The sequence below is a fragment of the Eubacterium sp. CAG:156 genome, assembly GCF_000434315.1.
Lineage (GTDB): Bacteria > Bacillota > Clostridia > Lachnospirales > Lachnospiraceae > Eubacterium_U > Eubacterium_U album.
On the sequence record NZ_FR878142.1, the window covers coordinates 54,631 to 77,852 of the forward strand.

Annotated in this window: 22 protein-coding genes and 1 other annotated feature; of the genes, 19 read left to right on the forward strand and 3 right to left on the reverse strand. The window is 31.9% G+C overall.

The features are described from left to right. Window positions 1-11 precede the first annotated feature (11 nt). From ABMA45_RS02530 to ABMA45_RS02605, 16 genes are all read left to right on the forward strand, one after another. On the forward strand, window positions 12-1,247 hold the full coding sequence (locus ABMA45_RS02530; RefSeq protein WP_022088312.1) for a DUF5716 family protein: 1,236 nt from the start codon (window positions 12-14) through the stop codon (window positions 1,245-1,247). Further along, on the forward strand, window positions 1,244-2,023 hold the full coding sequence (locus tag ABMA45_RS02535; protein WP_022088313.1) for a tetratricopeptide repeat protein: 780 nt from the start codon (window positions 1,244-1,246) through the stop codon (window positions 2,021-2,023). Before ABMA45_RS02530 ends, ABMA45_RS02535 begins: the two co-directional genes overlap by 4 nt. A gap of 70 nt (window positions 2,024-2,093) precedes the next feature. After that, window positions 2,094-2,301 (forward strand) — a binding site (T-box leader). Between the two features lie 117 nt (window positions 2,302-2,418). Then, the gene (locus ABMA45_RS02540; protein WP_022088314.1) at window positions 2,419-5,058 is read left to right on the forward strand and encodes a valine--tRNA ligase; all 2,640 of its coding nucleotides are present in this window, start codon (window positions 2,419-2,421) and stop codon (window positions 5,056-5,058) included. A gap of 84 nt (window positions 5,059-5,142) precedes the next feature. Continuing rightward, window positions 5,143-5,292 carry a hypothetical protein gene (locus ABMA45_RS02545; protein ID WP_022088315.1) on the forward strand — a complete coding sequence of 50 codons (150 nt, stop codon included), beginning with the start codon at window positions 5,143-5,145 and terminating at the stop codon, window positions 5,290-5,292. A 65-nt stretch (window positions 5,293-5,357) separates the two neighbouring features. Continuing rightward, window positions 5,358-6,809: a tetratricopeptide repeat protein gene (locus ABMA45_RS02550; protein ID WP_022088316.1), complete on the forward strand. Its 1,452-nt coding sequence runs from the start codon at window positions 5,358-5,360 to the stop codon at window positions 6,807-6,809. A 107-nt stretch (window positions 6,810-6,916) separates the two neighbouring features. Continuing rightward, window positions 6,917-7,249, forward strand: coding sequence for an STAS domain-containing protein (locus tag ABMA45_RS02555; protein WP_022088317.1), 333 nt, complete (start codon window positions 6,917-6,919; stop codon window positions 7,247-7,249). 10 nt (window positions 7,250-7,259) lie between these two features. After that, window positions 7,260-7,769 carry an anti-sigma F factor gene (spoIIAB, locus tag ABMA45_RS02560; RefSeq protein ID WP_022088318.1) on the forward strand — a complete coding sequence of 170 codons (510 nt, stop codon included), beginning with the start codon at window positions 7,260-7,262 and terminating at the stop codon, window positions 7,767-7,769. Next, entirely contained in the window at window positions 7,747-8,463 is a 717-nt protein-coding gene (locus tag ABMA45_RS02565; RefSeq protein ID WP_022088319.1) for a SigF/SigG family RNA polymerase sporulation sigma factor, read from the forward strand. The genes spoIIAB and ABMA45_RS02565 overlap by 23 nt, the downstream gene beginning before the upstream one ends. 420 nt (window positions 8,464-8,883) lie before the next feature. Continuing rightward, entirely contained in the window at window positions 8,884-9,510 is a 627-nt protein-coding gene (locus tag ABMA45_RS02570) for a stage V sporulation protein AA (RefSeq protein WP_022088320.1), read from the forward strand. Between the two features lie 36 nt (window positions 9,511-9,546). Continuing rightward, a complete protein-coding gene (locus ABMA45_RS02575) occupies window positions 9,547-9,975 on the forward strand; it encodes a stage V sporulation protein AB (protein ID WP_022088321.1) in 429 nt (142 codons plus the stop codon). Window positions 9,976-10,056: 81 nt separating this feature from the next. Beyond that, the gene (locus tag ABMA45_RS02580; protein ID WP_022088322.1) at window positions 10,057-10,581 is read left to right on the forward strand and encodes a SpoVA/SpoVAEb family sporulation membrane protein; all 525 of its coding nucleotides are present in this window, start codon (window positions 10,057-10,059) and stop codon (window positions 10,579-10,581) included. Between the two features lie 276 nt (window positions 10,582-10,857). Next, the gene (locus tag ABMA45_RS02585) at window positions 10,858-11,253 is read left to right on the forward strand and encodes a DUF2752 domain-containing protein (protein ID WP_158574515.1); all 396 of its coding nucleotides are present in this window, start codon (window positions 10,858-10,860) and stop codon (window positions 11,251-11,253) included. Between the two features lie 23 nt (window positions 11,254-11,276). Then, window positions 11,277-11,816: a rubrerythrin gene (rbr, locus tag ABMA45_RS02590; protein WP_118565468.1), complete on the forward strand. Its 540-nt coding sequence runs from the start codon at window positions 11,277-11,279 to the stop codon at window positions 11,814-11,816. 301 nt (window positions 11,817-12,117) lie between these two features. Next, window positions 12,118-14,136: an LTA synthase family protein gene (locus ABMA45_RS02595; RefSeq protein ID WP_022088325.1), complete on the forward strand. Its 2,019-nt coding sequence runs from the start codon at window positions 12,118-12,120 to the stop codon at window positions 14,134-14,136. Window positions 14,137-14,291: 155 nt separating this feature from the next. After that, window positions 14,292-15,254, forward strand: coding sequence for an NAD(P)/FAD-dependent oxidoreductase (locus ABMA45_RS02600; RefSeq protein WP_022088326.1), 963 nt, complete (start codon window positions 14,292-14,294; stop codon window positions 15,252-15,254). A gap of 150 nt (window positions 15,255-15,404) precedes the next feature. Continuing rightward, window positions 15,405-16,229: a Cof-type HAD-IIB family hydrolase gene (locus ABMA45_RS02605; RefSeq protein ID WP_022088327.1), complete on the forward strand. Its 825-nt coding sequence runs from the start codon at window positions 15,405-15,407 to the stop codon at window positions 16,227-16,229. Between the two features lie 118 nt (window positions 16,230-16,347). Here ABMA45_RS02605 and putP read toward each other — a convergent pair whose 3' ends face one another. Beyond that, window positions 16,348-17,889, reverse strand: a complete 1,542-nt coding sequence (gene putP, locus ABMA45_RS02610; RefSeq protein WP_022088328.1) for a sodium/proline symporter PutP — start codon at window positions 17,887-17,889, stop codon at window positions 16,348-16,350. Window positions 17,890-18,214: 325 nt separating this feature from the next. Between putP and spoVAD the strand changes: the two genes are divergently transcribed. The 3 genes from spoVAD to gdhA all read left to right on the forward strand — a co-directional run bounded on the left by spoVAD (window position 18,215) and on the right by gdhA (window position 21,317). Further along, a complete protein-coding gene (spoVAD, locus tag ABMA45_RS02615) occupies window positions 18,215-19,225 on the forward strand; it encodes a stage V sporulation protein AD (protein WP_022088329.1) in 1,011 nt (336 codons plus the stop codon). 53 nt (window positions 19,226-19,278) lie between these two features. Beyond that, on the forward strand, window positions 19,279-19,632 hold the full coding sequence (locus tag ABMA45_RS02620) for a SpoVA/SpoVAEb family sporulation membrane protein (RefSeq protein WP_022088330.1): 354 nt from the start codon (window positions 19,279-19,281) through the stop codon (window positions 19,630-19,632). A 350-nt stretch (window positions 19,633-19,982) separates the two neighbouring features. Beyond that, on the forward strand, window positions 19,983-21,317 hold the full coding sequence (gene gdhA, locus ABMA45_RS02625; protein WP_022088331.1) for an NADP-specific glutamate dehydrogenase: 1,335 nt from the start codon (window positions 19,983-19,985) through the stop codon (window positions 21,315-21,317). A gap of 411 nt (window positions 21,318-21,728) precedes the next feature. Here gdhA and ABMA45_RS02630 read toward each other — a convergent pair whose 3' ends face one another. Further along, a complete protein-coding gene (locus ABMA45_RS02630) occupies window positions 21,729-21,914 on the reverse strand; it encodes a hypothetical protein (RefSeq protein ID WP_022088332.1) in 186 nt (61 codons plus the stop codon). Window positions 21,915-22,025: 111 nt separating this feature from the next. After that, window positions 22,026-23,213 carry a sodium/glutamate symporter gene (gene gltS / locus ABMA45_RS02635; RefSeq protein ID WP_022088333.1) on the reverse strand — a complete coding sequence of 396 codons (1,188 nt, stop codon included), beginning with the start codon at window positions 23,211-23,213 and terminating at the stop codon, window positions 22,026-22,028. Window positions 23,214-23,222 lie beyond the last annotated feature (9 nt).

Genomic DNA, 23,222 nt, shown 5'->3' on the forward strand with positions numbered 1-23,222 from the left:
GAGGAATAACAATGAATAATAAAGCACTTATTCTTGGAATAGATTTTTCAAGTGATTTTTCTCAGTTGGCATTTTTGAATGATGCAGGGGAGCCTGAATCAATTAGCGTTGGACAGGATAAGCATTTTCTTGTACCTACAGTTATGTTTTTTAATGATGAATTAAAAGAATGGTCAGTAGGCGAAGAGGCAATTAACAGAAGCCAGAGAGAAAGTGGAAAAGTTGTTACAAACCTACCGGAAGCATTGTTTTATGATGAGTTAAAAGACCAGAATAGAGCAATGATGAAAGCATATATAGCTTATTTTGTAAAATTAGCGGCAAATTACACAAACGGGCAGATAATTAAAAGCATTGTAATGACAGTAGATAATTTGACAGTGGAAATAATGGAATGCTTTTATGAAACTATAGAAGCTTTAGGATATAAGAAAGAAAATACAAAAATATTAAGCCATTCAGAAAGTTTTATCTACTATGTGTTAAACCAGCATAAAGATGTGTGGGTAAATAATGTTTTAATGTTGGATTTTTCACAGCAGGGGCTTGTTTATAGAAGACTTAGCATAAGACATACAAGAGAAGCACATATAGCAGATGTAGAAACGAAAAAATTAGATGATGTTTTAACATTTGATAATATTAAAACAGATATTGATGAGGCTGACAAAATTCTTGAAGATTTTATGGACGAAGAATTGAATGAACACGTTATTTCAGCAGTATATTTTTCAGGTGAAGGTTTTTATAGTGGAGACTGGAAAAATACACTTAAAAAAACATGTAACAACCGACGTGTATTTAAAGGAAATAACCTGATAGTAAAAGGTGCAGTTTATGGTGCTAAAGAATTGTTTTATATTTCAAATTTTAGTGATTATATCATATCCTGTAAGGGAAGAACTAAGGTAAATGTTTCTATGGAAGTAAACCATCAGGGAAGCGAGAAACAGCTTGTGCTTTCAAAAATAGGAACTAACTGGTACGAAGCAGGTGCTGTTGCAGAATGTATTTTGGATAAACCGACAATAGCAAAATTCACAATACAGTCACCTATTACAAAAGAATCAGAAAACTTTTATATTGATTTACAGGATTTCCCGGCAAGAAAAAATAAGACAGTAAGAATCCGGATAAAATTTGCATATGTAAATGAAAATAAGTTTGCAATAGAGATAAAAGATATCGGATTTGGAGAATTCTATGAGAGCTCAGGAAAAGTAGTTAGAGAGGAAGTGACAGTATGAGTGACATCACAATGTGCACATTGCACTCAGAAAAACCTTATTATATAACTGAAATTAATAAAAATATATATTCGATAGAAGAATTAAATTATTATCTTTATAATTATCTTTATTTAGTGGATGAAGAATTTTTTAGTGAAAGTCTGATTGATTATATTGAAAATGAATTAAAGCAGACAACAATAGCAACAGGGCTAAGACAGGCATTAAATAAAAATGGTAATCTAGGCGAAATGATTGCATTTGTAATAAAAAATTCAGGATATTACACACAAAAGGAAGCAGATGATTTAGAAAGACATTTAGTAATGCTTAATTCAAAAACATCTGCCGAAAGAATAAAGGCTAAGGCAGACATATTACTTGATAATCATAAATATAATATGGCAATTTCTTTTTATCAGAGCATTATAAATAAGGGAACAAATAGTGAATTATCAGAAACTTTTTATGGAAGTGTTTATAATAATTTAGGAGTTGCCTATACAAGACTGTTTGAGTACGATGAGGCTTTAGTGGCATTTAGAAATGCATATAGATTAAATAGTGCTGCAGAATCATTAGAGTCAATAATATTGTGTGACCTTATGTCAGGTAATGCTACTAATTTGAAAAACGATGTTGAAAAATACAAAGTAAGTGATCAGGTAGTTAACAGACTTAGAACAGAAATCATACAGCTTAAGGCTCATATTCATGTAAATTGGAACGACACAATTGAGAAAGATTATATTAGCCGACGTAAGAGAGAATATATTGTAGAAATAAATAGTTAAGAAATTGTGAAGGTTTAGCTTAGGCAGTTGACAAATAACTTTTTAATTATTATGATAAAAAACAGAAAAAATAAATGCTATGATGAAGAGGAGTATCTTGTAACTGCTTAACAGAGAGTAGGTTGTTGGTGGAAGACCTATAAGTAAGTGCGAGGGAAGGTAGCTTTGGAGCAGCATCAGTGAACATTTAAAAACTATCAGTAGCTGATGACGATTCGTCCCCGTTAAGGATATGATAAGTAAAACAAAAGGTGGTACCGCGGATATTCGCCCTTTTAGGAAAATGTCTGTGGATTTAAACATACAAAAGAGACAGCATTTTAAAGCTGTCTTTTTCCGTTCATAAGGATGATAATTTGCAGACTGGATTACAAATTATTTTAAAGGAGTACACAATGAAGGAATTAGAAAAGAACTATAATCCTGCCGATATTGAAGACAGATTATATGAAAAATGGCAGGAAAAGAAATACTTTCATGCAGAAGTAGACAGAAGTAAGAAACCATTTACAATCGTTATGCCACCACCAAATATTACAGGGCAGCTTCATATGGGACATGCCCTTGATAACACAATGCAGGATATACTTACACGTTTTAAGAGAATGCAGGGATATGAAGCATTATGGCTTCCTGGAACTGACCATGCATCAATTGCAACAGAAGCTAAGATTGTTGAAAAGATGCGTGAAGAAGGAATTACAAAGGAAGATTTAGGAAGAGAAAAATTCTTAGACAGAGCATGGCAATGGAAAGCACAGTATGGTGGACGTATTGTTTCACAGCTTAAGAAAATTGGTTCATCATGTGACTGGGACAGAGAAAGATTTACAATGGATGAAGGCTGTTCAAAGGCTGTAAAAGAAGTATTTGTAAATTTATATAATAAGGGACAGATTTACCGTGGTGAAAGAATCATTAACTGGTGTCCACATTGTCTTACTTCTATTTCAGATGCAGAAGTAGAATATGAAGATCAGGCAGGAAAATTCTGGCATTTAAGATATCCTTTAACAGATGGTTCAGGATATATTCAGCTTGCTACAACAAGACCTGAAACATTACTTGGTGATACAGCAGTAGCAGTTAATCCAAATGATGACAGATATAAGCATTTAGTAGGAAAGACTCTTACACTTCCTTTAGTTGGAAGAGAGATTCCTATTGTAGCAGATGATTATGTAGGTATTGACTTTGGTACAGGTGTTGTTAAGATTACACCGGCACATGATCCTAATGACTTTGAAGTAGGCCTTAGACACAATCTTCCTGTAATTAATGTCTTAACAGATGATGCTAAGATTGTTGATGATTATCCAAAATACGCAGGTATGGACAGATATGAAGCAAGAAAAGCAATTGTTGAAGATTTGGATAAAGAAGGATATCTTGTTAAGATCGAAGATCATGAACATAATGTAGGTACATGTTACAGATGCCATACTACAATTGAACCGAGAGTATCAAAACAGTGGTTTGTTAAGATGGAAGAAATTGCAAAACCTGCAATTGAAGCAGTTAAGAATGGAGATACAAAGTTTGTACCACCTCATTTTGACAAAACTTATTACCATTGGTTAGAAAATATTCGTGACTGGTGTATTTCACGTCAGTTATGGTGGGGTCATAGAATTCCTGCATTTTATTGCGATGACTGTGGAGAAATGGTTGTAACAAAGGATAACCATGCAGTATGTCCTAAGTGTGGTAAAGAAATGAGACAGGACCCTGATACACTTGATACATGGTTCTCATCAGCATTATGGCCTTTTTCAACACTCGGATGGCCTGATAATACAGAAGAGATGGATTATTTCTATCCTACAAATGTTCTTGTAACAGGATATGATATTATTTTCTTCTGGGTAATCAGAATGATGTTCTCAGGGCTTGAACATACAGGAAAAGTTCCATTTGATACAGTACTTATTCATGGCCTTGTAAGAGACTCACAGGGACGTAAGATGAGTAAGTCTCTTGGAAACGGAATTGACCCACTTGAAGTAATTGATAAATATGGTGCAGATGCTCTTAGATTTACATTAATTACAGGTAATGCTCCCGGAAATGATATGCGTTTCTATTGGGAAAGAGTAGAGGCAAGCAGAAACTTTGCTAACAAAGTATGGAATGCTTCAAGATTTATTATGATGAACATGCCTGAAGAAGGTATTGATTTAAATAAGAAACCTGAACAGCTTACAGATGCTGATAAGTGGATTTTATCTAAGTTAAATACATTAGTAAAAGATGTAACAGACAACATGGAAAAATACGAACTTGGTATTGCAGCAGATAAGATTTACGAATTCATCTGGGAAGAATTCTGTGACTGGTACATTGAAATGGTTAAACCTAGATTATACAGTGAAACAGATGACACAAGATATGCAGCACTTTGGACATTAAAGAAAGTGTTAATTGATGCATTAAAGATGCTTCATCCATATATGCCATTTGTAACAGAAGAAATATTCTGTACAATTCAGGATGAAGAAGAATCAATTATGATTTCATCATGGCCTGTATACACAGAAGAATATGCTTTCGCTAATGAAGAAAATGCAGTAGAATTAATTAAAGAAGCAGTTCGTGGTATTAGAAATACAAGAGCTGAAATGAATGTTAAACCAAGCAAGAAAGCAAAAGTATTTGTTGTATCAGATGATGAAGTTACAAGAAATATATTTGAAAATGGTAAAGTATTCTTTGCAACACTTGGCCATGCAAGTGAAGTAATTATTCAGGCTGATAAGACAGGCATTGATGATGATGCCGTATCAGTAGTTCTTCACAAAGCAATTGTATATATGCCATTTGCAGAATTAGTTGATATTGCAAAAGAAATAGAACGTCTTGAAAAAGAAGTAAAAAGATTAAACAAGGAATTAGCAAGAGTTAATGGAATGCTTGCAAATCCTAACTTCGTAAGTAAGGCACCTGAAAAGAAGATTAATGAAGAAAAAGAAAAACAGGCTAAATATCAGGAAATGATGAAGCAGGTTCAGTCACAGTTAGAAAACTTAAAGAAATAATTGTGGCAGGTTTGATTACAGTTTATGGTGGTATAAATTTATATTCACCAATAAACTGTATCAGGTTAAAAAGGAGGAATCAGAATGATTAATTTTGATGAAGAAATTAAGAAATTTCATCCAAGTCTTGAAATTGAAGAAGCTGAAGATGCCATATACAATAACGATGTGTCAGATATAACTGATATTATGATTGAAATGGTAAATGGATTAAAAGGAACTAACAACCAGTAAGTCGTTTTAGCCATATAACATATGTGTATGGCTTAGACTGAGGGCAACATAGATGGAGAAATAATATGATATGCTTTAACTGTGGTAATGTCCTTACAAATAGTGATTATTGCAGTCATTGTGGTATGGATGTCAGCATATATAAAAAGATTGTGAAGTTGTCAAACACTTATTACAACATGGGGCTTACAAAGGCACTTAACAGAGATTTGTCAGGTGCAGCAGATGCCTTAAGAAGAAGTGTAAAATTAAACAAAAGAAATACTGATGCAAGAAACCTTTTAGGCCTTGTTTATTTTGAAATGGGTGAAACAGTTCAGGCTTTTTCGGAATGGGTAATGAGCATGAACCTTCAGCCGGACAACAATGCAGCAGATAAATATATGGCGGCAATTCAGGCCGATAAGGGCAAAATTGATGAATTAAACCATACAATTAAGAAATTTAATATTGCATTAGAATATGCAAAAGATGGAACAGATGATATGGCTATTATTCAGCTGAAGAAGGTTTTGAATCAGAATCCAAACCTTATAAAAGGATATCAGTTGTTAGCCGTACTTTACATGAAACATGGTGAGTACGAAAGAGCCAGAAAAGCAACAAAGAAAGCTTTAAAGATTGATAAGTGTAATCCACTTTGTGTAAGATACTTAAGAGAAATTACAAATTATTTAGAAGATGAAAAGAAAAATAATCCTGAACGTAGAAGAAAACGTAGAATGGATCTTCGTGGAACTATGATAGACAGACCATATTTAAGTGGTGATGATGTTATAATTCCAAAGAATAATTTTAAAGAAGCAACTTCAAGTGCTCAGAGTATAATTCATATAGTTATGGGTGTTTTGTTAGGTGCAGCTTTGGTATTTTTCATTGTAACACCGGCAAGAGTATCAACTGTTAGTGATCAGATATCACAAGTAAAAGTTGATTACAATCAAAAAATTGCAATTAAGGATTCTTCTATTTCAGAGTTACAAAAGAGTGTAGATACTTTAACAGCTGAAAAGGAAGATTTGGCAGCAAGACTTGGTGAATATACAGATACAGACAATACTTTAAGTAAGAATTATACTCAGTTATTATCAGCGGTTGCAAGTTACTTAAAGAGCGATTATGATGCCAGTGCTAAAAGTATTTTAAAGGTTGATACATCTTTGGAAATGAACTCATCAGCATTTACTGAAGTATATAATACTTTGAACAGTAAGATTGCATCAAGAGTAGCAGAAACAAGTTATGATGCCGGAATGGAAGCATTAAATAAAAAAGATTATTCTACAGCCATTACTAATTTCCTTAAGGCAATAGAAGCTGATTCTAATAATGATGATGCTTATTACTATTTAGCATGGTCATATAAAAATAACGGTGATGAAAAGAATGCTAAAAAATATTTCAAGGAGATAGTGGACAAATTCCCTAACTCTAAGAATTACACAACAGCAAAGACTCAGGCAGGAGTTGATGATACTACAACATCAAGTGATGAAACTACAACTTCTGAAGAATAAGAGTACAATTAAATATAAGAATATAAGATACAAAAGAAAAAGCTATTGCGATAAATGCAATGGCTTTTTCTTTTGTTGTATAAAAATAATTTTCAAATGGAGGTTTTATGGAAGTTTTATATGAAATAAGAGGTGAAAATTTAATTGTATTTTTGCCGGAGGAATTAGACCATCATAATTCAAGAATGATAATGGAACAGTGCGATTGGTATATATTAGCTAATCAGTTAAAAAATGTAATATTTAATTTTAAAAGAACCACGTTTATGGATAGTTCAGGAATAGGGGTCATTTTAGGCAGATACAAACTTGTAAAGAAGGCATGTGGGGAAATTACCGTGTTAAATATAAATGATACAATAGATAGAATTTTTTCTATTTCAGGACTATATAAAATTTGCAAAAAATCAGAAGCTTCAAGTCTGACTGTAAATATTTAGGAGGAGACAAATGGTAAAGAAAATATTTGAAAATAATATGAAGTTAGAAATGGATAGCGTGTCTGAGAATGAGTCTTTAGCAAGAATGGGTGTAGCATCCTTTTTAACAAAAATTGACCCTACTTTAGAGGAGATAAATGATATAAAAACAGCTGTTTCTGAGGCAGTTACGAATTCAATAATACATGGATATAGAGATAAAAAAGGAATCGTAGAAATTAAATGCCATTTAAGAGAAACAATAATTGAAAAAGAAGATGAAATTTTACATATATCGTTAATAACAATCATTGTAAGAGATGATGGAACAGGAATAGATGATATAGAAAAAGCAATGGAGCCTATGTATACATCTAAACCGGAGAATGACCGTGCCGGAATGGGATTTGCATTTATGCAATTATTTATGGATACGGTAGACGTGTGGTCTAAGCCGTACATAGGAACAAGCGTGACAATGACAAAAGAACTAAAAAGAATTGAAAAGAAGGGAAATAATGGATGCAATAACGCTGATTAAACAGGCTCATGCAGGTGATAAGATGGCTAGGGATAAATTAATTCTTGAAAATACAGGACTTATATGGAGCATTGTAAAAAGATTTACAAATAGAGGATATGAGGCAGAGGATTTATTTCAGATAGGATGCATCGGGTTAATTAAATCAGTAGATAACTTCGATATACAGTACGATGTTAAGTTTTCTACATATGCAGTACCTATGATAGCCGGTGAAATAAAAAGGTTCTTAAGAGATGACGGACTTATAAAAGTAAGCAGGGCGTTAAAAGAACTGGCGTACAAAGCATATCAGGAAAATGAAAGAATTAAAAATGAGCTTGGAAGGGATGCAACTATAAGTGAACTTGCTAGTAAGTTGGAAGTGAGTGAGGAAGAAATATCGATGGCAATAGATTCGTCAATGGAAGTTGAATCACTGCATCAGACAATATACCAAAATGATGGAAATGAAATATATTTAATGGATAAATTAAAAAATGAGGAAGGCTGCGAAGAGGAAGCAATAAATAAAGTAATGATTTCACAAATATTAAATGAAATGACAGACAACGAGCGCCGATTAATAAAAATGCGATATTTTTCAAATATGTCACAAAAAGATGTAGGAGAGCAACTGGGAATATCACAAGTTCAGGTATCGAGGCTGGAGAAAAGAATTTTAACGAAAGCAAGGCTGGAGAGGCAAAGCTAGAAGCATTTACCAAGCTAACTAAAATTTTATTAGATAGTAAAAGGTATGAAGATTTAGATAGGGCTACTAAAGATATTGAATATCAGAAGAAATTAATGAAAGATTATAATATTACAGATTAATGAAAAAAGTATAATGTTGTAAAATGATGAAAGGCAGATGAATGATATTCCTTAAGAATAAAAAGGAATAAGAATCCATCTGCTTTTTTTACTAATGAAGCCATAGGCTGGAAAGAAATTGGATAATCGAAGCTTTTGAGAAACTAATCTAGTTGAGGTTAAGTTAGAGGTGTACTTAAAAAAATTTCGATTCCCCCTATTTTTAGACCATAATTTTTTAGCATTAATTATTAAAAAATAATAAAATTACAAAAAATGTACATAATAAGTGTTAATCAAGTGAAAGGCAGAAAATGTAATGAGTGATACAGTTTATATAAAAATGGACAGAAGTGTGGAAGTAACTCATGAGAAGGTGACAATAGGGGATATAGCAAAAATAGAATCTAAAAATAAGAATATAGTTAATAATATAAAATCAATAAAAATATTAGCAGATAAGCCTGAATTAGGTAACAGATATGTTATTTCGATTATGAGAATAATAGAAATAATAGATGAAAAATTTCAGAATGTTGATATATCAAATATAGGAGAAACAGATTGTATTGTAGAATTTAAAAAATCAAATACTCCATGTAAACCATTAGAAATATTAAAGACAGGTATTATATGTATTTTATTATTTTTCGGAGCAGGATTTTCTATTATGTCATTCAATAATGACGTGTCTATAGACCAAATGTTTTTGCAGATAAGTGGACAGATTAGCGAAGATACAGTTGGTGGAACAAAAATTTTAGAACTTACTTATGCCATAGGTTTGGCAGTGGGAATAACAGTATTTTACAATCATTTTGGACCAAAGAAAATTACTAAAGATCCAACTCCAATAGAAACAGAAATGAGAAAATATGAAAATGAAATAAATGATGCACTAGTTGATGGGCATAACAGAGAAGATAGAAAACTGGATTTAAAATAAAGTCCTAAAAATAAAATGTAGAATATGGAGAAATTCATGAGTATTGGACAAATAATAATTTTATCAATAATAGGACTTGCAGGTGGTGGAATAATAGCAGCGGGAGTTTTTGCACTTATAACGACTACAGGTGTAATGACAAGATTTTCTGAAAAAACACATACTGCAAAATATGTCAGACAATATGAAAATGCAGTTGCTTTTGGTGCAATTCTATTTAATATATTCTGGGTGTTTGAACTAAATTATGAGGGAATGAAACTAGGAAATCAATTATTAGCATTAATAGGTTTGTGTCATGGGATATTCGTAGGATGTTTGGCAATTTCTCTGGCCGAGGCGTTAAATGCGACAGCTATATTTGCAAGAAGAATGAAGTTAGCAGTAGGATTGAGCTTTATTGTGTTAAGTGTGGCTCTAGGAAAAGGAGTTGGAGCTTTAATTTATTTTTTTAGTATGAATTAAAGCTGATGGAACGTAAATTAGTCTGATATATTACAGTAGTAGAACGACGTAATTAAAATAAATTGTAGATGGAGAAGAAAAATGAGTGGAGACAAAACAGTAAATGTAAATGATGAGAAAGAGTTTAAAAATAATAGCAGTGACAAATGTGTTGGGAATGAAAATATAACAAAAGAAGAGTATAATCAATATGTTGAAAATATAACACCTTCATTTCCATTATGGAAAAATATGCTAAAAGCGTTTATTACAGGTGGATTAATTTGTCTTATGGGGCAGGTTTGGATTGAATTATTTAAATACTTTGGAATGGACAAAGAACAGGCAGTCAATTGGACAACGGTTGTATTGATAGCGGAAAGTGTAATATTAACAGGTCTAAATATTTATCCTAAGATTGGAAAATTTGGTGGAGCAGGTGCGTTAGTGCCGATTACTGGATTTGCAAATGGTGTGGCATCATCGGCAACAGAATTCGGTGCAGAGGGTCAGGTCTTTGGTATTGGATGTAAAATATTTACTATAGCAGGACCGGTTATTCTATACGGAATTTTTAGCAGCTGGGTATTAGGAATCATATATTGGATTATTAATTTAGTATGGTGATAATAATAAAAGTAATTGAGTCAAAAATAGAGAACAGTTGAAATAAAGAAAATAAGCGTTTAGATTTTAACTGATAATAAAATAAAAATGATATATTATAGAATAAAAAGACATTTTACAAGACATTTTTTAGGTAAATTGTGTTACAATAAAACTAGTAATCAGAAGAAAAATAAAGATAGAAAATATAGAATGAGTTGAGAGTTAATTTCTTATTTTAATAGTATAAACAGAATAAGAAATTAACTTGAAAAATACAAAGTAATGACGATAAATGTGATTAATGAAATAAAAAAAATAATTAACAATATTTTTAAGGATATAAAAAAGTATTATCCGCTTATAAGTTGCGTGATAATTTACATTTTTATCACATCTTTGATATTTAATGATATATGTCCAAGTAAGATATTATTTAAAATATCATGTCCGGGATGTGGACTTACCAGAGGCAGTATTTCACTTCTTACAGGGCATTTTAAAGCTGCAATGCATTATAATGCAGCAGCTGTCATTTGGGATATTGGAATTGCAATGATGTTTGTGCAAAGATATATACTTGAAAAGAAATATAAATATATGGATTATTATTGGATTGTATGTTGCGGACTAACCATAGTGTATTACATCATTAGAATGATTTACTATACACCTGCAGGTTTTCCGATTTAATATTTAAATTTACAGGAGGTTACATAATGGAATTAAAAGGATCAAAGACAGAAGAAAATTTATTAGCAGCATTTGCAGGAGAATCAGAGGCAAGAAATAAGTATACTTATTATGCTTCAAAAGCAAGAAAAGAAGGATATGTTCAGATTGCCAATATTTTTGAAGAAACTGCAGCAAATGAAAAAGAGCATGCAAAAATATGGTTTAAATTATTAAAAGGTGGAATTGGAACTACTGCAGAAAATTTAGCAGATGCAGCAGCAGGTGAAAACTACGAATGGACCGATATGTATGCAACATTTGCAAAAGAAGCCAGAGAAGAAGGATTTGACGAAATAGCAACTTTATTTGAAGGCGTTGCAGCAATTGAAAAAGAACATGAAGAAAGATACAAGAAATTGTTGGAAAATGTTGAAAAAGGTTTAGTATTTTCAAAAGATGGTGATACAATCTGGCAGTGTAGCAATTGTGGACATATATGTATTGGAAAACAGGCTCCTGAAGTTTGTCCTGTATGTGCACACCCACAGTCATATTTCCAGGTAAAAGCTGAAAATTATTAAATAAAAATAATTAAAAGACTCTCCGAAAACAAAAATTTTAAAGTGAACATAAGAAAAGCATTTTGGAATTTTTATTTAGGAGAGTTTTATTTTCGCTCCGGAATATTTTTCTGTAATAAAAAAGAAAGTAAATCTTAAGAATTTACATAAAATTTACTTAATCTTATATTGATATAATATGATAGCAAAATCAAAAGGTATAATCCAACATGAGTTTGATTATAAGTGGGTGAAAAAACTCGGAACACCGACATCAGATATTAGAGTTATAAATAAATTGTAATAATTAGGAGCGACAACAATGTATAAAATGAGTAACGGAAACTTAAATATTAAAAATAAATTTCAAAGAGATAAAAAACAGTTAATAGCAGATGTAATATTATGGATTATAATGTGCATAATTTATATTGCCTTTTGGAAACAGAATTTAATGTATCTTAGACATAGATTTATTCCATCAAGGATTGTTATTATTACATTTCTTTTTATTGTAGGAAGTATAGGAATATTAATCAAAGACAAAATCCCACAAAAATATAATACAATAGCCTCATTTCTATTTGTAATTTTATCGGTTCCTTATAATTTTGTTATGTTAGAATATACATCACATCATAGAATATTGGATTTCTCGATAAATAAGATAATGGCTAATCTGATAATTATATCAATAATAGTATTAATAATATTTGCTATTACAAATAGCTTTAAAGCATCAATAATTGGAATAAACATAATATCAGTTGTATTTGGTCTGGTTTACTATTATGTAATAAAATTTAGAGGTACAGCGGTTTTGGCAGTTGATATTTTTTCAGCAACAACAGCAGCAAATGTGGCTGGAAATTATAATTACAGAATGAGTTACAGATGTTATTTGTTTGTGATATTAACATATGTATTGAGCATTTATGTTTTGAAATTAGACAGGCATAATTTATTCAAGGAAAAGAAAAGACTTATTTCAGTAGGAATAGTAATCTTAGCAGTTGTTTGTGGTTTCTCTTTATTTATACAGAGTAGCAGATTTGATGATTCATTAAAAATTAAAATGTTTAAACCACAGGAAAGTTACAGAAAATATGGGGATTATCTGACTTTTACACATAGTATCAGATACATAAAGGGGCATAAACCGGAAGGATATTCTGAAGATAAGGTTGAACAGATTTCAGCACAATATCCCGGAATAAAAGGCAATGGTAAAAAGCCTAATATTATAATGATTATGAATGAAGCACTTGCAGATTTTTCATCAATATCAGATATCGAAACAAATGAAGATTATATGCCATTTATACATGGATTAACTGAAAATACAGTAAAAGGTGATTTGTTTGTTTCTATATTTGGAGGTGGAACATCAAAAACAGAGTATGAAGCGCTTACTTCAAATAGTATGGCATTTATGCCAAAAGGTTCAACTCCATATGTGACTTATATAAACAGAAAAACATCCTCTTTAGCTACAACTTTAAGAGCACAAGGCTATGGTGGAATGGTGGCCATGCATCCGCATAAGGGAAGTGGATATAAGCGAAACAAAGTATATCCTTTTTTGGGATTTGATAAATTTTATGATTTACCGGAATTTAACAATGCTAAAGTTATAAGAAATCATGTTTCAGATGAAGGAAATTTTGATAAAATAATTGAAGTATACGAGCAAAATAGAAAAAAGGATAAAAAACCATTTTTCTTATTTGATGTGACAATGCAAAATCACAGTAGTTATGATAGAAAATGGGACAATTTATCCGATGACATATCAACTATTAAAGATTATGGTGATGATGTAAATATTTATCTTAATCTGGTGAAAGCATCAGATGACGCTTTTAAAAAATTAGTTGAATATTTTTCAAATGTAGATGAACCTACAATGATTATAATGTTTGGTGACCATCAGCCAAAGCTAAATAATCATTTTTATGAAAATGTTGAAAAAGGATTTTCATTAGGTGATGAATATAAAATGTTTGAAAAGTATAATACTCCATTTGTAATATGGGCAAATTACGATATAGAGGAACAAACGGATGTAAAGATAAGTGCAAATTATATGGGAACAATGGTAGATGAACTTGCAGGAAATTCTATGAGCGGATATCAACAGATGGTAAACGAAATCAGAAAAGATATTCCAATAATTACTGCCGGAGGATATATAGGAGCTGACGGAAAATATTATCACACATTTGATAAATCTTCGCCATATTATGATAAAATAATGGACTATTGTTATTCTGAATACAATAATGTATTTGATAAGAAACATTTGGTAGATGAGTTTTTCAAAATAAATGATAATAAATAAAATGCATCGAAAAATATAAAAGTATATTGAATATTATTTATGTTAATACTTTGAAATCAAATATAGAATTTTTATAAAGTGGATTGTAATATGAAAGATACCTTCATGTATATTATTTTACTTTCAGGTAAAAAATAAACATGGAGGTGTTTTTTATGTATGATGTAGTAATTATTGGTGGAGGACCGGCAGGACTTTCGGCAGCTCTTTACTTGGCAAGAGCTAAGGTTAAGGCGGTATTATTGGAAAAATCAGGCTATGGAGGACAAATTGCCCTTACGCAAAAAGTAAAGAATTATCCCGGAATTTATGAAATATCAGGAAAAGATTTGGCAGACAGTATTCATGAACAGGGAGAAAGATATGGAGGAGAATTTTCTTTTGAAGTTGCCAAAGAAATAATTGATGAAAATGATAAGAAAATTGTTATTACTGATAAGAGAAAAATAGAATGTAGGGCAATAATTATAGCTACAGGCGCAGCACCCAAAAAGGCAGGTTTTGAGGGCGAAGAAGAGTTTATAGGAAAAGGAGTGTCTTATTGTGCAACATGCGATGGAAGATTTTTTGAGAAAAAAGAAGTATTTGTTGTAGGAGCAGGATATTCTGCATGTCAGGAAAGTATATTTTTAGCACAATTTGCATCAAAAGTTAATTTGATAGTAAGAAAAAATGAACTTTCCTGTAGTGGAACAATTGTTAAAGAATTGAATGACAATTCTAAAATACAGGTATTCTATAATTCTAAAATAGAAAAAGTATCAGGAAATGATTTTGTACAGAGAGTTGGAATAATTAAAAGTGAAGCGGAATACAATGAAGAAACTATAGGAGATATAGAATACGAAAACAATAATAAAAATACAAAGGAATTTGAAGATAACGAAGGTTATGGTGTATTTGTTTTTGTGGGTTATGAACCTGAAAGTAAAATTGCTCCTAAAAGTGTTAAGCGTGATGAAAATAACTATATTTATGTCGATGATGATAAAAAAACGTCAGTTAATGGGATATACGCAGTAGGTGATGTTACACATAAAAAAATACGGCAGGTCATTACATCTGCAAGTGATGGAGTAGTAGCAGCAAAAATAATTGAAACCATTTTATTAAAATAATGAAAAATTTAGTAAAATAAGTTTACAAAATGAATTTTATGTACTAGAATACATAGAATGCAAAAGTACAAAGGCTAAAACTAATAGAATACAAGATATAAGAAAAATCAACTGTTTAGCAGAAATTGATGTATTAGGAGAGAAAACTTAATGGAAAGAAAAATGTTAGTGTTAGATATTGATGGAACACTTACAAACAGTAAGAAGGAAATTACATCTAAGACAAAGGAAGCAATAATTAAGTTGCAGAAAAATGGACACATAGTTGTTATAGCATCGGGAAGACCAACAGCAGGAATAATAGATATAGCAGATGAATTAGAACTTGATGTTTATGGTGGATTTGTATTATCTTACAATGGAGCTAAGATAACAAGCTGGAGAACAAATGAAGTTGTATACCAGCAGGTATTACCGGCAAAATATATTAGAATATTATATGATTTTGCAAAAGAAAATAATGTTGGATTAGTTACTTATGAAGATGAATGTGTAGTTACAGGAACACGTCATGATAAATATATGGAGCATGAAGCTAAGATTAATGGTATAAGAATTAAAGACGTAGCTCCATTCCCGGACTATGTAAACTTTAATGTAAATAAATGTCTTATGACAGCAGAACCTGAAAAAGCATTGGAAGTAGAAAATAAGCTTAATGAAATGTATGGAAATGAATTGAGTATATATCGTTCAGAACCGTTTTTCGTTGAGATAATGCCACAGAATGTAGATAAAGCAGCAACTTTAGATGTTCTTGTAAATATGTTAGGACTTAATAAAGAGAATACAATATGCTGTGGTGATGGATTCAATGATTTATCAATGATTAAGTATGCCGGAATTGGTGTTGCAATGGAAAATGCACAGGAAATTGTAAAAGAAAGTGCAGATTATGTTACAAAATCAAACGATGATGATGGAATTGTACATGTAATTGAAAAGTTTATCTTCAATGAAAAGAAGGCAGTATAATTATTAAATTTAGTTTATAAACAGAAAAAAACGACTTTATATTGAAGCTTATAAAGCTTACAAATAAAGTCGTTTTTTTATTAAATAGTAAATCGCATCTAATTAAAATTAGCCGATATTAATTTGTCATTCTCTTTACTTTGTCAAATTCATCGTAAATTTCCTGCTCAGGTTCAGGAGTAAGTAAACTTACAACAACAATGAATAGTGAGGCGATAATAAATGCAGGTAATAATTCGTAAATATTCCATGAACCACCGATAGGTCTAACAAGAAATTTCCATACAAATACCATAATTCCACCTGAAATCATTCCGGCAATAGCACCATATTTATTTGAACGCTTCCAGAATAATGAGAATAAAACAACAGGACCAAATGTTGCACCAAATCCCGCCCATGCAAATGAAACAATCTGAAATACAGAACTGTTAGGATTACTTGCAAGGAAAACTGCAATTATTGAGATTGCAATAACTGAAATACGGGCAACAATAATGTTTGCTTTTGCAGATAATTTAATATTAAATACACCACCAATAAGATTTTCAGTAACACTTGATGAAGCAGCAAGTAACTGTGAATCAGATGTTGACATTGTTGATGCAAGTATTCCGGCAAGAATCAATCCTGCAACCATTGCAAATAAAAGTCCGTTATTGCTTAAATGGTGAGCAATCTGTACGATAATTGTTTCAGCTTCTGAGGAAGAACCAAAACTTGGAACAATTCCATTTATAGACATGCTGTATCCTATTATACCAATGGATACTGCAATAGCCATTGAAATAACAACCCAGATTGTTGCAATTCTTCTTGATAAAGTAAGTTTTCTTGAATCTTCAATAGCCATAAATCTCAATAAGATATGAGGCATACCAAAATATCCTAATCCCCAGGCAAGAGTAGATGCAATTGACAAGAATCCATAATTTGTTGCTGAATTTGTTGTTGCATCATATAAATGAGTTAAACTTAAATATCCTGATAAATCTTTTACATTTGAATATACAACATCCATTCCGCCTACAGAATTAACTCCATAGAAAAGGACGATTGCAAGTGCTATGGACATAATAATACTCTGGATTAAGTCAGTTGTACTTGCAGCTAAGAAACCACCAAGCGAAGTGTAAGCTACAATAACGATAGCACTAAAAATCATGGCTGTCATATAATCAATTCCGAATAAACGGTTAAATAATTTTCCACAGGCAGCAAAACCTGAAGCTGTATATGGAACAAAGAAAATAATTATAATAGTTGCGGAAATAAATTTTAAAATATTTGAATTATCTCTGTATCTGTTTGCAAAGAAGTCAGGTAAAGTAATAGAATTCCTTGAAACATATGAGTAATGTCTTATTCTTTTAGCAACAATTAACCAGTTAACATATGTACCTATTGCAAGTCCGGCAGCTGTCCAAAAAGCATCAGCTACGCCTGTAAAGTAAGCAACTCCGGGCAATCCCATAAGTAACCAGCTGCTCATGTCAGAAGCTTCGGCACTCATTGCTGTAACAAAAGGACCAAGCTTTCTACCCCCAAGATAAAAGTCATGTGTTGTTCGGCTCTTTTTTGTATAGTAAAAACCTATACAAATCATTCCTATCATATAGCCAATAATGGCAATAAGAATGCCAATTTCAGATGTAGTCATTTTTCCTCCTTACTGTTCAAAATTAGAACCACACGAATTAGACTAATATTCGTGCAAAAATAAATTTACTATAATTTGGTTTATTTCATTTGTTATTCGCTAGAAAATCAGAAATCATAAGTAAAGTATAATCGTAAATTTTCATAAGCAATAAAAATGCCGTAAATAAACGCATATATTCTACTATTTTATGAAAAAAATAAGAAATTATCAACAAAAATCTACAAATAAGCAATTTTATAAACAAAATAAAGTGAATAATAAAATATTACAATGCAAATACTAATTATAGAAAAATTAATGAAATCGGGAGGAAATCAATATTATGGGAGAAATGATAGGAAAGCAAAGTGTTAAATTTGCGGAAGCCCCATATATTTTTGAGGGAGCATCTGTAGTTGGACCTAAAGAAGGAGAAGGCCCACTTGGAAAATTATTTGATGTGATTGAGCAGGATCCAATGCTTGGAAGTAAAAGCTGGGAAGAAGCAGAAAGTTTACTGCAAAAAGAAACCGTGCAAAAACTGTTGTTAAAATCAGGATTAAAAAAAGAGGATATAAGATATATTTTTGCAGGTGATTTGTTAGGACAGTTAATAGCAACCACATTTGGAATAATGGATTATGAAATCCCATTTATGGGACTATATGGTGCATGTTCAACTATGGGCGAAGGATTAAGTCTGGCAGCAATGATGGTTGCAGCAGGTTATGGAGAAAATGTAATAGCCATGGCGTCAAGTCATTTTGGAAGCGCAGAGAGACAATTTAGATTTCCATTAGAATATGGAAATCAAAGACCATTTTCGGCAACATGGACTGTTACAGGGTGTGGAGCGGCAATAGTTACAAAAAGAAAAGGATTTGCAAGAATTACAGGAGTAACAACGGGAAAGATAATTGACTATGGAGTGAAGGATGCCCAGAATATGGGGGCATGTATGGCTCCGGCAGCAGCAGATGTTATTTATAATCATTTAAATGATTTTGGAACCGCTCCTGATGATTATGACAAAATAATAACAGGTGATTTAGGATATGTAGGGCAGGCGATACTAATTGATTTGCTGAAACGAAAGGGAATAGATATTTCGAAAGTGCATATGGATTGTGGAATTGAAATGTTTGATAAAGAAAATCAGGATACTCATTCAGGAGGAAGTGGATGCGGATGTTCTGCGACAGTACTTACAAGTTATGTATTTAAACAACTGAAGAAAAAAGCGTGGAAGAAAATTTTATTTATCCCAACGGGTGCTTTGATGTCACCTATAAGCTTTAATCAGGGAAAGTCTGTTCCGGGAATTGCTCATCTTGTAGTGATTGAAAGTGTGTAATGATTTAGAAAATGAAATTGTAAAACGAAAATTAGGTTAGAAAGTGAGAAAAAATGATATTTTTAAAAAGTTTTTTAATAGGCGGAATAATTTGTGCATTAGTTCAGATTTTACTGGATAAAACAAAATTGTTACCGGGAAGGGTTATGGTTTTATTAGTAGTTTTAGGTACTATACTTGGTTTCTTTGGTTTATATCAGCCTTTAATTGATTGGGCAGGAGCAGGGGCAAGTGTACCTCTTATTGGATTTGGAAATAACTTATGGAAGGGAATGGCAGAACATATAGACAAGGATGGACTAATTGGAATATTTGAAGGAGGATTTACCGCAAGTGCCATTGGTATATCGGCAGCATTAATATTGAGCTATGTTGGTTCATGGTTCTTTAAATCAAAAATGCAATAGAAATAAATATATTTATGATTTATTTAATGTATAAAAAACATAAAATAAATGTTTATTTTATAAAGGAAAATGTTAATAAATTAACAAACAGACGGATAAAATGAGGTGCTGACTACATTAAAAAAAGTCAATACTTTTGATTATTAAGTTTAAACGTTGAAAATAAAGGATAGAACTTAATTTGTGCTTAAAATTATCAATCATTACTTAATTTATTAAATAAAGAACAGAAGAATAGTTGAAAAAATAAAGTCTATATAATATAATTGTAGTCATGTGAATGGCATCGGAAGATAAATTTTGACGCATTTACAAGGATTAAGTAAAAATATATTAAGGAGGACTACAAAATGTCATATGTAGACGAGGTATTAGCAAAGGTTAAAGAAAAGAATGCTAGTGAACCAGAATTTTTACAGGCAGTTGAAGAAGTATTAAATTCACTTAGACCTGTAATTGATGCAAACGAGGAAAAGTATAGAAGAGAAGCTTTACTTGAAAGAATTTGTGAACCGGAAAGACAGTTTAAGTTCAGAGTTCCTTGGGTTGATGATAAGGGACAGGTACAGGTTAACACAGGTTACAGAGTACAGTTTAACTCAGCTATTGGACCATACAAGGGTGGTTTAAGACTTCACCCATCAGTAAATATTGGTATTATTAAATTCTTAGGTTTCGAACAGATTTTCAAGAATTCACTTACAGGCCTTCCAATCGGTGGTGGTAAAGGTGGTTCTGATTTCGATCCTAAGGGAAAATCAGATAGAGAAGTTATGGCATTCTGCCAGAGCTTTATGACAGAACTTTGCAAGTATATTGGTGCTGACACTGACGTACCAGCAGGTGATATCGGAACAGGTGCAAGAGAAATCGGATACATGTTCGGTCAGTATAAGAGAATCCGTGGATTATACGAAGGTGTTCTTACAGGTAAGGGACTTACATACGGTGGTTCTTTAGCAAGAACAGAAGCTACAGGATACGGATTACTTTACTTAACACAGGAATTAATGAAAGACCATGGCGAAAGTATGGAAGGCAAGACAGTAGTTGTTTCAGGTGCTGGTAACGTTGCTATCTATGCTATTCAGAAAGCTCATCAGATGGGGGCTAAGGTTGTTACATGTTCAGATTCAACAGGTTGGATTTATGATCCTGAAGGAATCGATGTAGACCTTCTTAAAGAAGTTAAAGAAGTTAAGAGAGCAAGACTTACAGAATATGCTGCTGCAAGACCTTCAGCTGAATATCATGAAGGACGTGGAGTATGGCAGATTAAATGTGATATCGCTCTTCCATGCGCTACACAGAACGAATTACTTATCGATGATGCTAAACAGTTAGTAGCTAATGGATGTAAGGCAGTTTGTGAAGGCGCTAACATGCCTACAACAATTGATGCAACAGAATACTTACAGGAAAACGGAGTTTGGTTCGTTGGTGGTAAGGCTGCTAATGCAGGTGGTGTTGCTACATCAGCTCTTGAAATGTCACAGAACAGCGAAAGACTTTCATGGACATTTGAAGAAGTTGACGCTAAATTACAGACAATCATGGTTAACATTTACCATAACATCAGTAATGCAGCTAAGAGATACGGATTTGAAGGTAACTACGTAGTAGGTGCTAACATTGCCGGATTTGAAAAGGTTGCAGAAGCTATGGAAGCACAGGGTGTTTGCTAATTAGAAAACACATTATAATGCAATAATTGACGTTATAACGTCTTTACAGGGCTATCGTGTATGCGATAGCTCTTATTAAAATCAGTAAGAAAATTAATAAAATATATACAAAGATATTGTCCTAATGCGAATAAGATAATAAGACATTTTGATGTTAATGGAAAACATTGCCCGGCACCAATAATGGATGATAAAATATGGAAAAAGTTTAGAAAAGAAATATTAAAAAAATAAAAATACAAAGACTGTATTTTCGATAAATTTAATATTGTAGAGTAGATACGATAATATAATCAACATCTTTATTTACGGTATCGTAACAATATTAAGTGATAGCAAAAATGCAGTCTTTTAATATATTTTAATAATATCTGTTCATAGAAAAATGTAGTGTTTTTAATATATTAGATTTTACTGTTTTTTCTTCTTAATATGAATCTCCGGTATAGCTGTATCATAGTTTACAGAAGGCTGATCCTTAGTGGCTTTTAAAGTATCATCCTGCTTGTGTGTATGAATCTCAGGGATAGCTAAATTATCAATAGAAAGATTAAAGTCGTGTTTTTTATTAAATTTTTTTGATTTCTTAAACTCCATAATTACCTCCAAATACTTTATAAATAAATTTACAATTTTGTTATGAGAGTGAAACGTATCTTAATTCATTGATATTTAAATTTTTATAGTTAAATTTCAATACTTTGTAATCTACAACAGGTTGATGAAAAATGTAATAACAAGACTGTTAATAAAGTCTGCAAATAAACTACCAACAAGCGGAATTAACAAATAGGCTTTTATTGAAGGTGCATATCTGTCGCATAGAGCCTGCATGTTTGCCATTGCATTTGGTGTAGCACCCATACCGAATCCACATGTTCCCGCTGCAAGAACAGCAGCATCGTAATCCTTCCCCATAACATAGAATATAACAAAATATGTGAAAAGAAAAATTAAAATAACCTGTGCACCTAAAAGCATAACAAGTGGTAATGCCAAAGATGCTAATTGCCACAATTTAAGTGTAATCATGGCTATACCTAAGAATAATGAAAGACAAATACCACCAAGGTCATTTATTTCACCCATACATATATCAAATTTGCCTGAATATTCTCCAATATTTCTTATTAAAGCAGCTGCAATCATTGCTCCAATATAAATAGGAAATGTTAAGCCTGTTTTAGTTAACATCCATGAAAAAATAGTTCCTATACCAATAGCAAGAATCAACTGATATACTGCCATTGCATACATATTTGCATGTCTTTCATGCCTTTTTTCGTCTTCGATTAAAAGACTGTCATCTTCTGCAACAACTGTGTTCAAAAGATTTTTCTTCTCAATAAGACGACGACCAATAGGACCACCGATTAAACTTCCTGCAATTAAACCAAATGTTGCAGCAGCAGTACAAATGGTTGTAGCTCCGCTAATGTTAAAATCTTCAAGTACAGGACCAAATGCTCCGGCAGTTCCGTGTCCTCCAACCATTGGAATTGAACCGGTACACATTCCTATAAGTGGGTCTAAGCCAAGAAAATGTGACATCCCAACAGCAAGAAAATTCTGAAAAACAATAAGCGTTATAACTAGTAATAGGAAAATAAAAAGAGATTTACCACCACTTTTTAAAACCTTTAAATTGGCTTGAAAACCAACTGATGTAAAGAAAAATACCATACACACTTCACGAAGGGTATCATCAAACGAAAATTCGATTAATCCCGTTGAATGACATATACATGTAAATATGGCAAATAGCAAACCACCAATAACAGGGGCAGGAATGCAAAACTTTTCCAAAAAATAAATTTTATGCTTCAAAAACTGCCCGAGTATTAAAACGACTACTGCGATGGCAAGTGTCTGATACATATCTAATTGTATATCCATAAAACTCCT

Excerpts from the sequence above, each read along its gene's own strand:
- ABMA45_RS02540 (WP_022088314.1), top strand. The coding sequence starts at position 2,419 with ATGAAGGAATTAGAAAAGAACTATAATCCTGCCGATATTGAAGACAGA.
- ABMA45_RS02555 (WP_022088317.1), top strand. The coding sequence starts at position 6,917 with ATGGAAGTTTTATATGAAATAAGAGGTGAAAATTTAATTGTATTTTTG.
- ABMA45_RS02565 (WP_022088319.1), top strand. The coding sequence starts at position 7,747 with ATGGATGCAATAACGCTGATTAAACAGGCTCATGCAGGTGATAAGATG.
- ABMA45_RS02630 (WP_022088332.1), bottom strand. The coding sequence starts at position 21,914 with ATGGAGTTTAAGAAATCAAAAAAATTTAATAAAAAACACGACTTTAAT.
- ABMA45_RS02620 (WP_022088330.1), top strand. The coding sequence starts at position 19,279 with ATGATATTTTTAAAAAGTTTTTTAATAGGCGGAATAATTTGTGCATTA.
- gdhA (WP_022088331.1), top strand. The coding sequence starts at position 19,983 with ATGTCATATGTAGACGAGGTATTAGCAAAGGTTAAAGAAAAGAATGCT.
- putP (WP_022088328.1), bottom strand. The coding sequence starts at position 17,889 with ATGACTACATCTGAAATTGGCATTCTTATTGCCATTATTGGCTATATG.
- spoIIAB (WP_022088318.1), top strand. The coding sequence starts at position 7,260 with ATGGTAAAGAAAATATTTGAAAATAATATGAAGTTAGAAATGGATAGC.
- ABMA45_RS02605 (WP_022088327.1), top strand. The coding sequence starts at position 15,405 with ATGGAAAGAAAAATGTTAGTGTTAGATATTGATGGAACACTTACAAAC.
- ABMA45_RS02595 (WP_022088325.1), top strand. The coding sequence starts at position 12,118 with ATGTATAAAATGAGTAACGGAAACTTAAATATTAAAAATAAATTTCAA.
- ABMA45_RS02575 (WP_022088321.1), top strand. The coding sequence starts at position 9,547 with ATGAGTATTGGACAAATAATAATTTTATCAATAATAGGACTTGCAGGT.
- ABMA45_RS02600 (WP_022088326.1), top strand. The coding sequence starts at position 14,292 with ATGTATGATGTAGTAATTATTGGTGGAGGACCGGCAGGACTTTCGGCA.
- ABMA45_RS02580 (WP_022088322.1), top strand. The coding sequence starts at position 10,057 with ATGAGTGGAGACAAAACAGTAAATGTAAATGATGAGAAAGAGTTTAAA.
- ABMA45_RS02570 (WP_022088320.1), top strand. The coding sequence starts at position 8,884 with ATGAGTGATACAGTTTATATAAAAATGGACAGAAGTGTGGAAGTAACT.
- ABMA45_RS02545 (WP_022088315.1), top strand. The coding sequence starts at position 5,143 with ATGATTAATTTTGATGAAGAAATTAAGAAATTTCATCCAAGTCTTGAA.
- spoVAD (WP_022088329.1), top strand. The coding sequence starts at position 18,215 with ATGGGAGAAATGATAGGAAAGCAAAGTGTTAAATTTGCGGAAGCCCCA.
- ABMA45_RS02530 (WP_022088312.1), top strand. The coding sequence starts at position 12 with ATGAATAATAAAGCACTTATTCTTGGAATAGATTTTTCAAGTGATTTT.
- ABMA45_RS02535 (WP_022088313.1), top strand. The coding sequence starts at position 1,244 with ATGAGTGACATCACAATGTGCACATTGCACTCAGAAAAACCTTATTAT.
- gltS (WP_022088333.1), bottom strand. The coding sequence starts at position 23,213 with ATGGATATACAATTAGATATGTATCAGACACTTGCCATCGCAGTAGTC.
- ABMA45_RS02550 (WP_022088316.1), top strand. The coding sequence starts at position 5,358 with ATGATATGCTTTAACTGTGGTAATGTCCTTACAAATAGTGATTATTGC.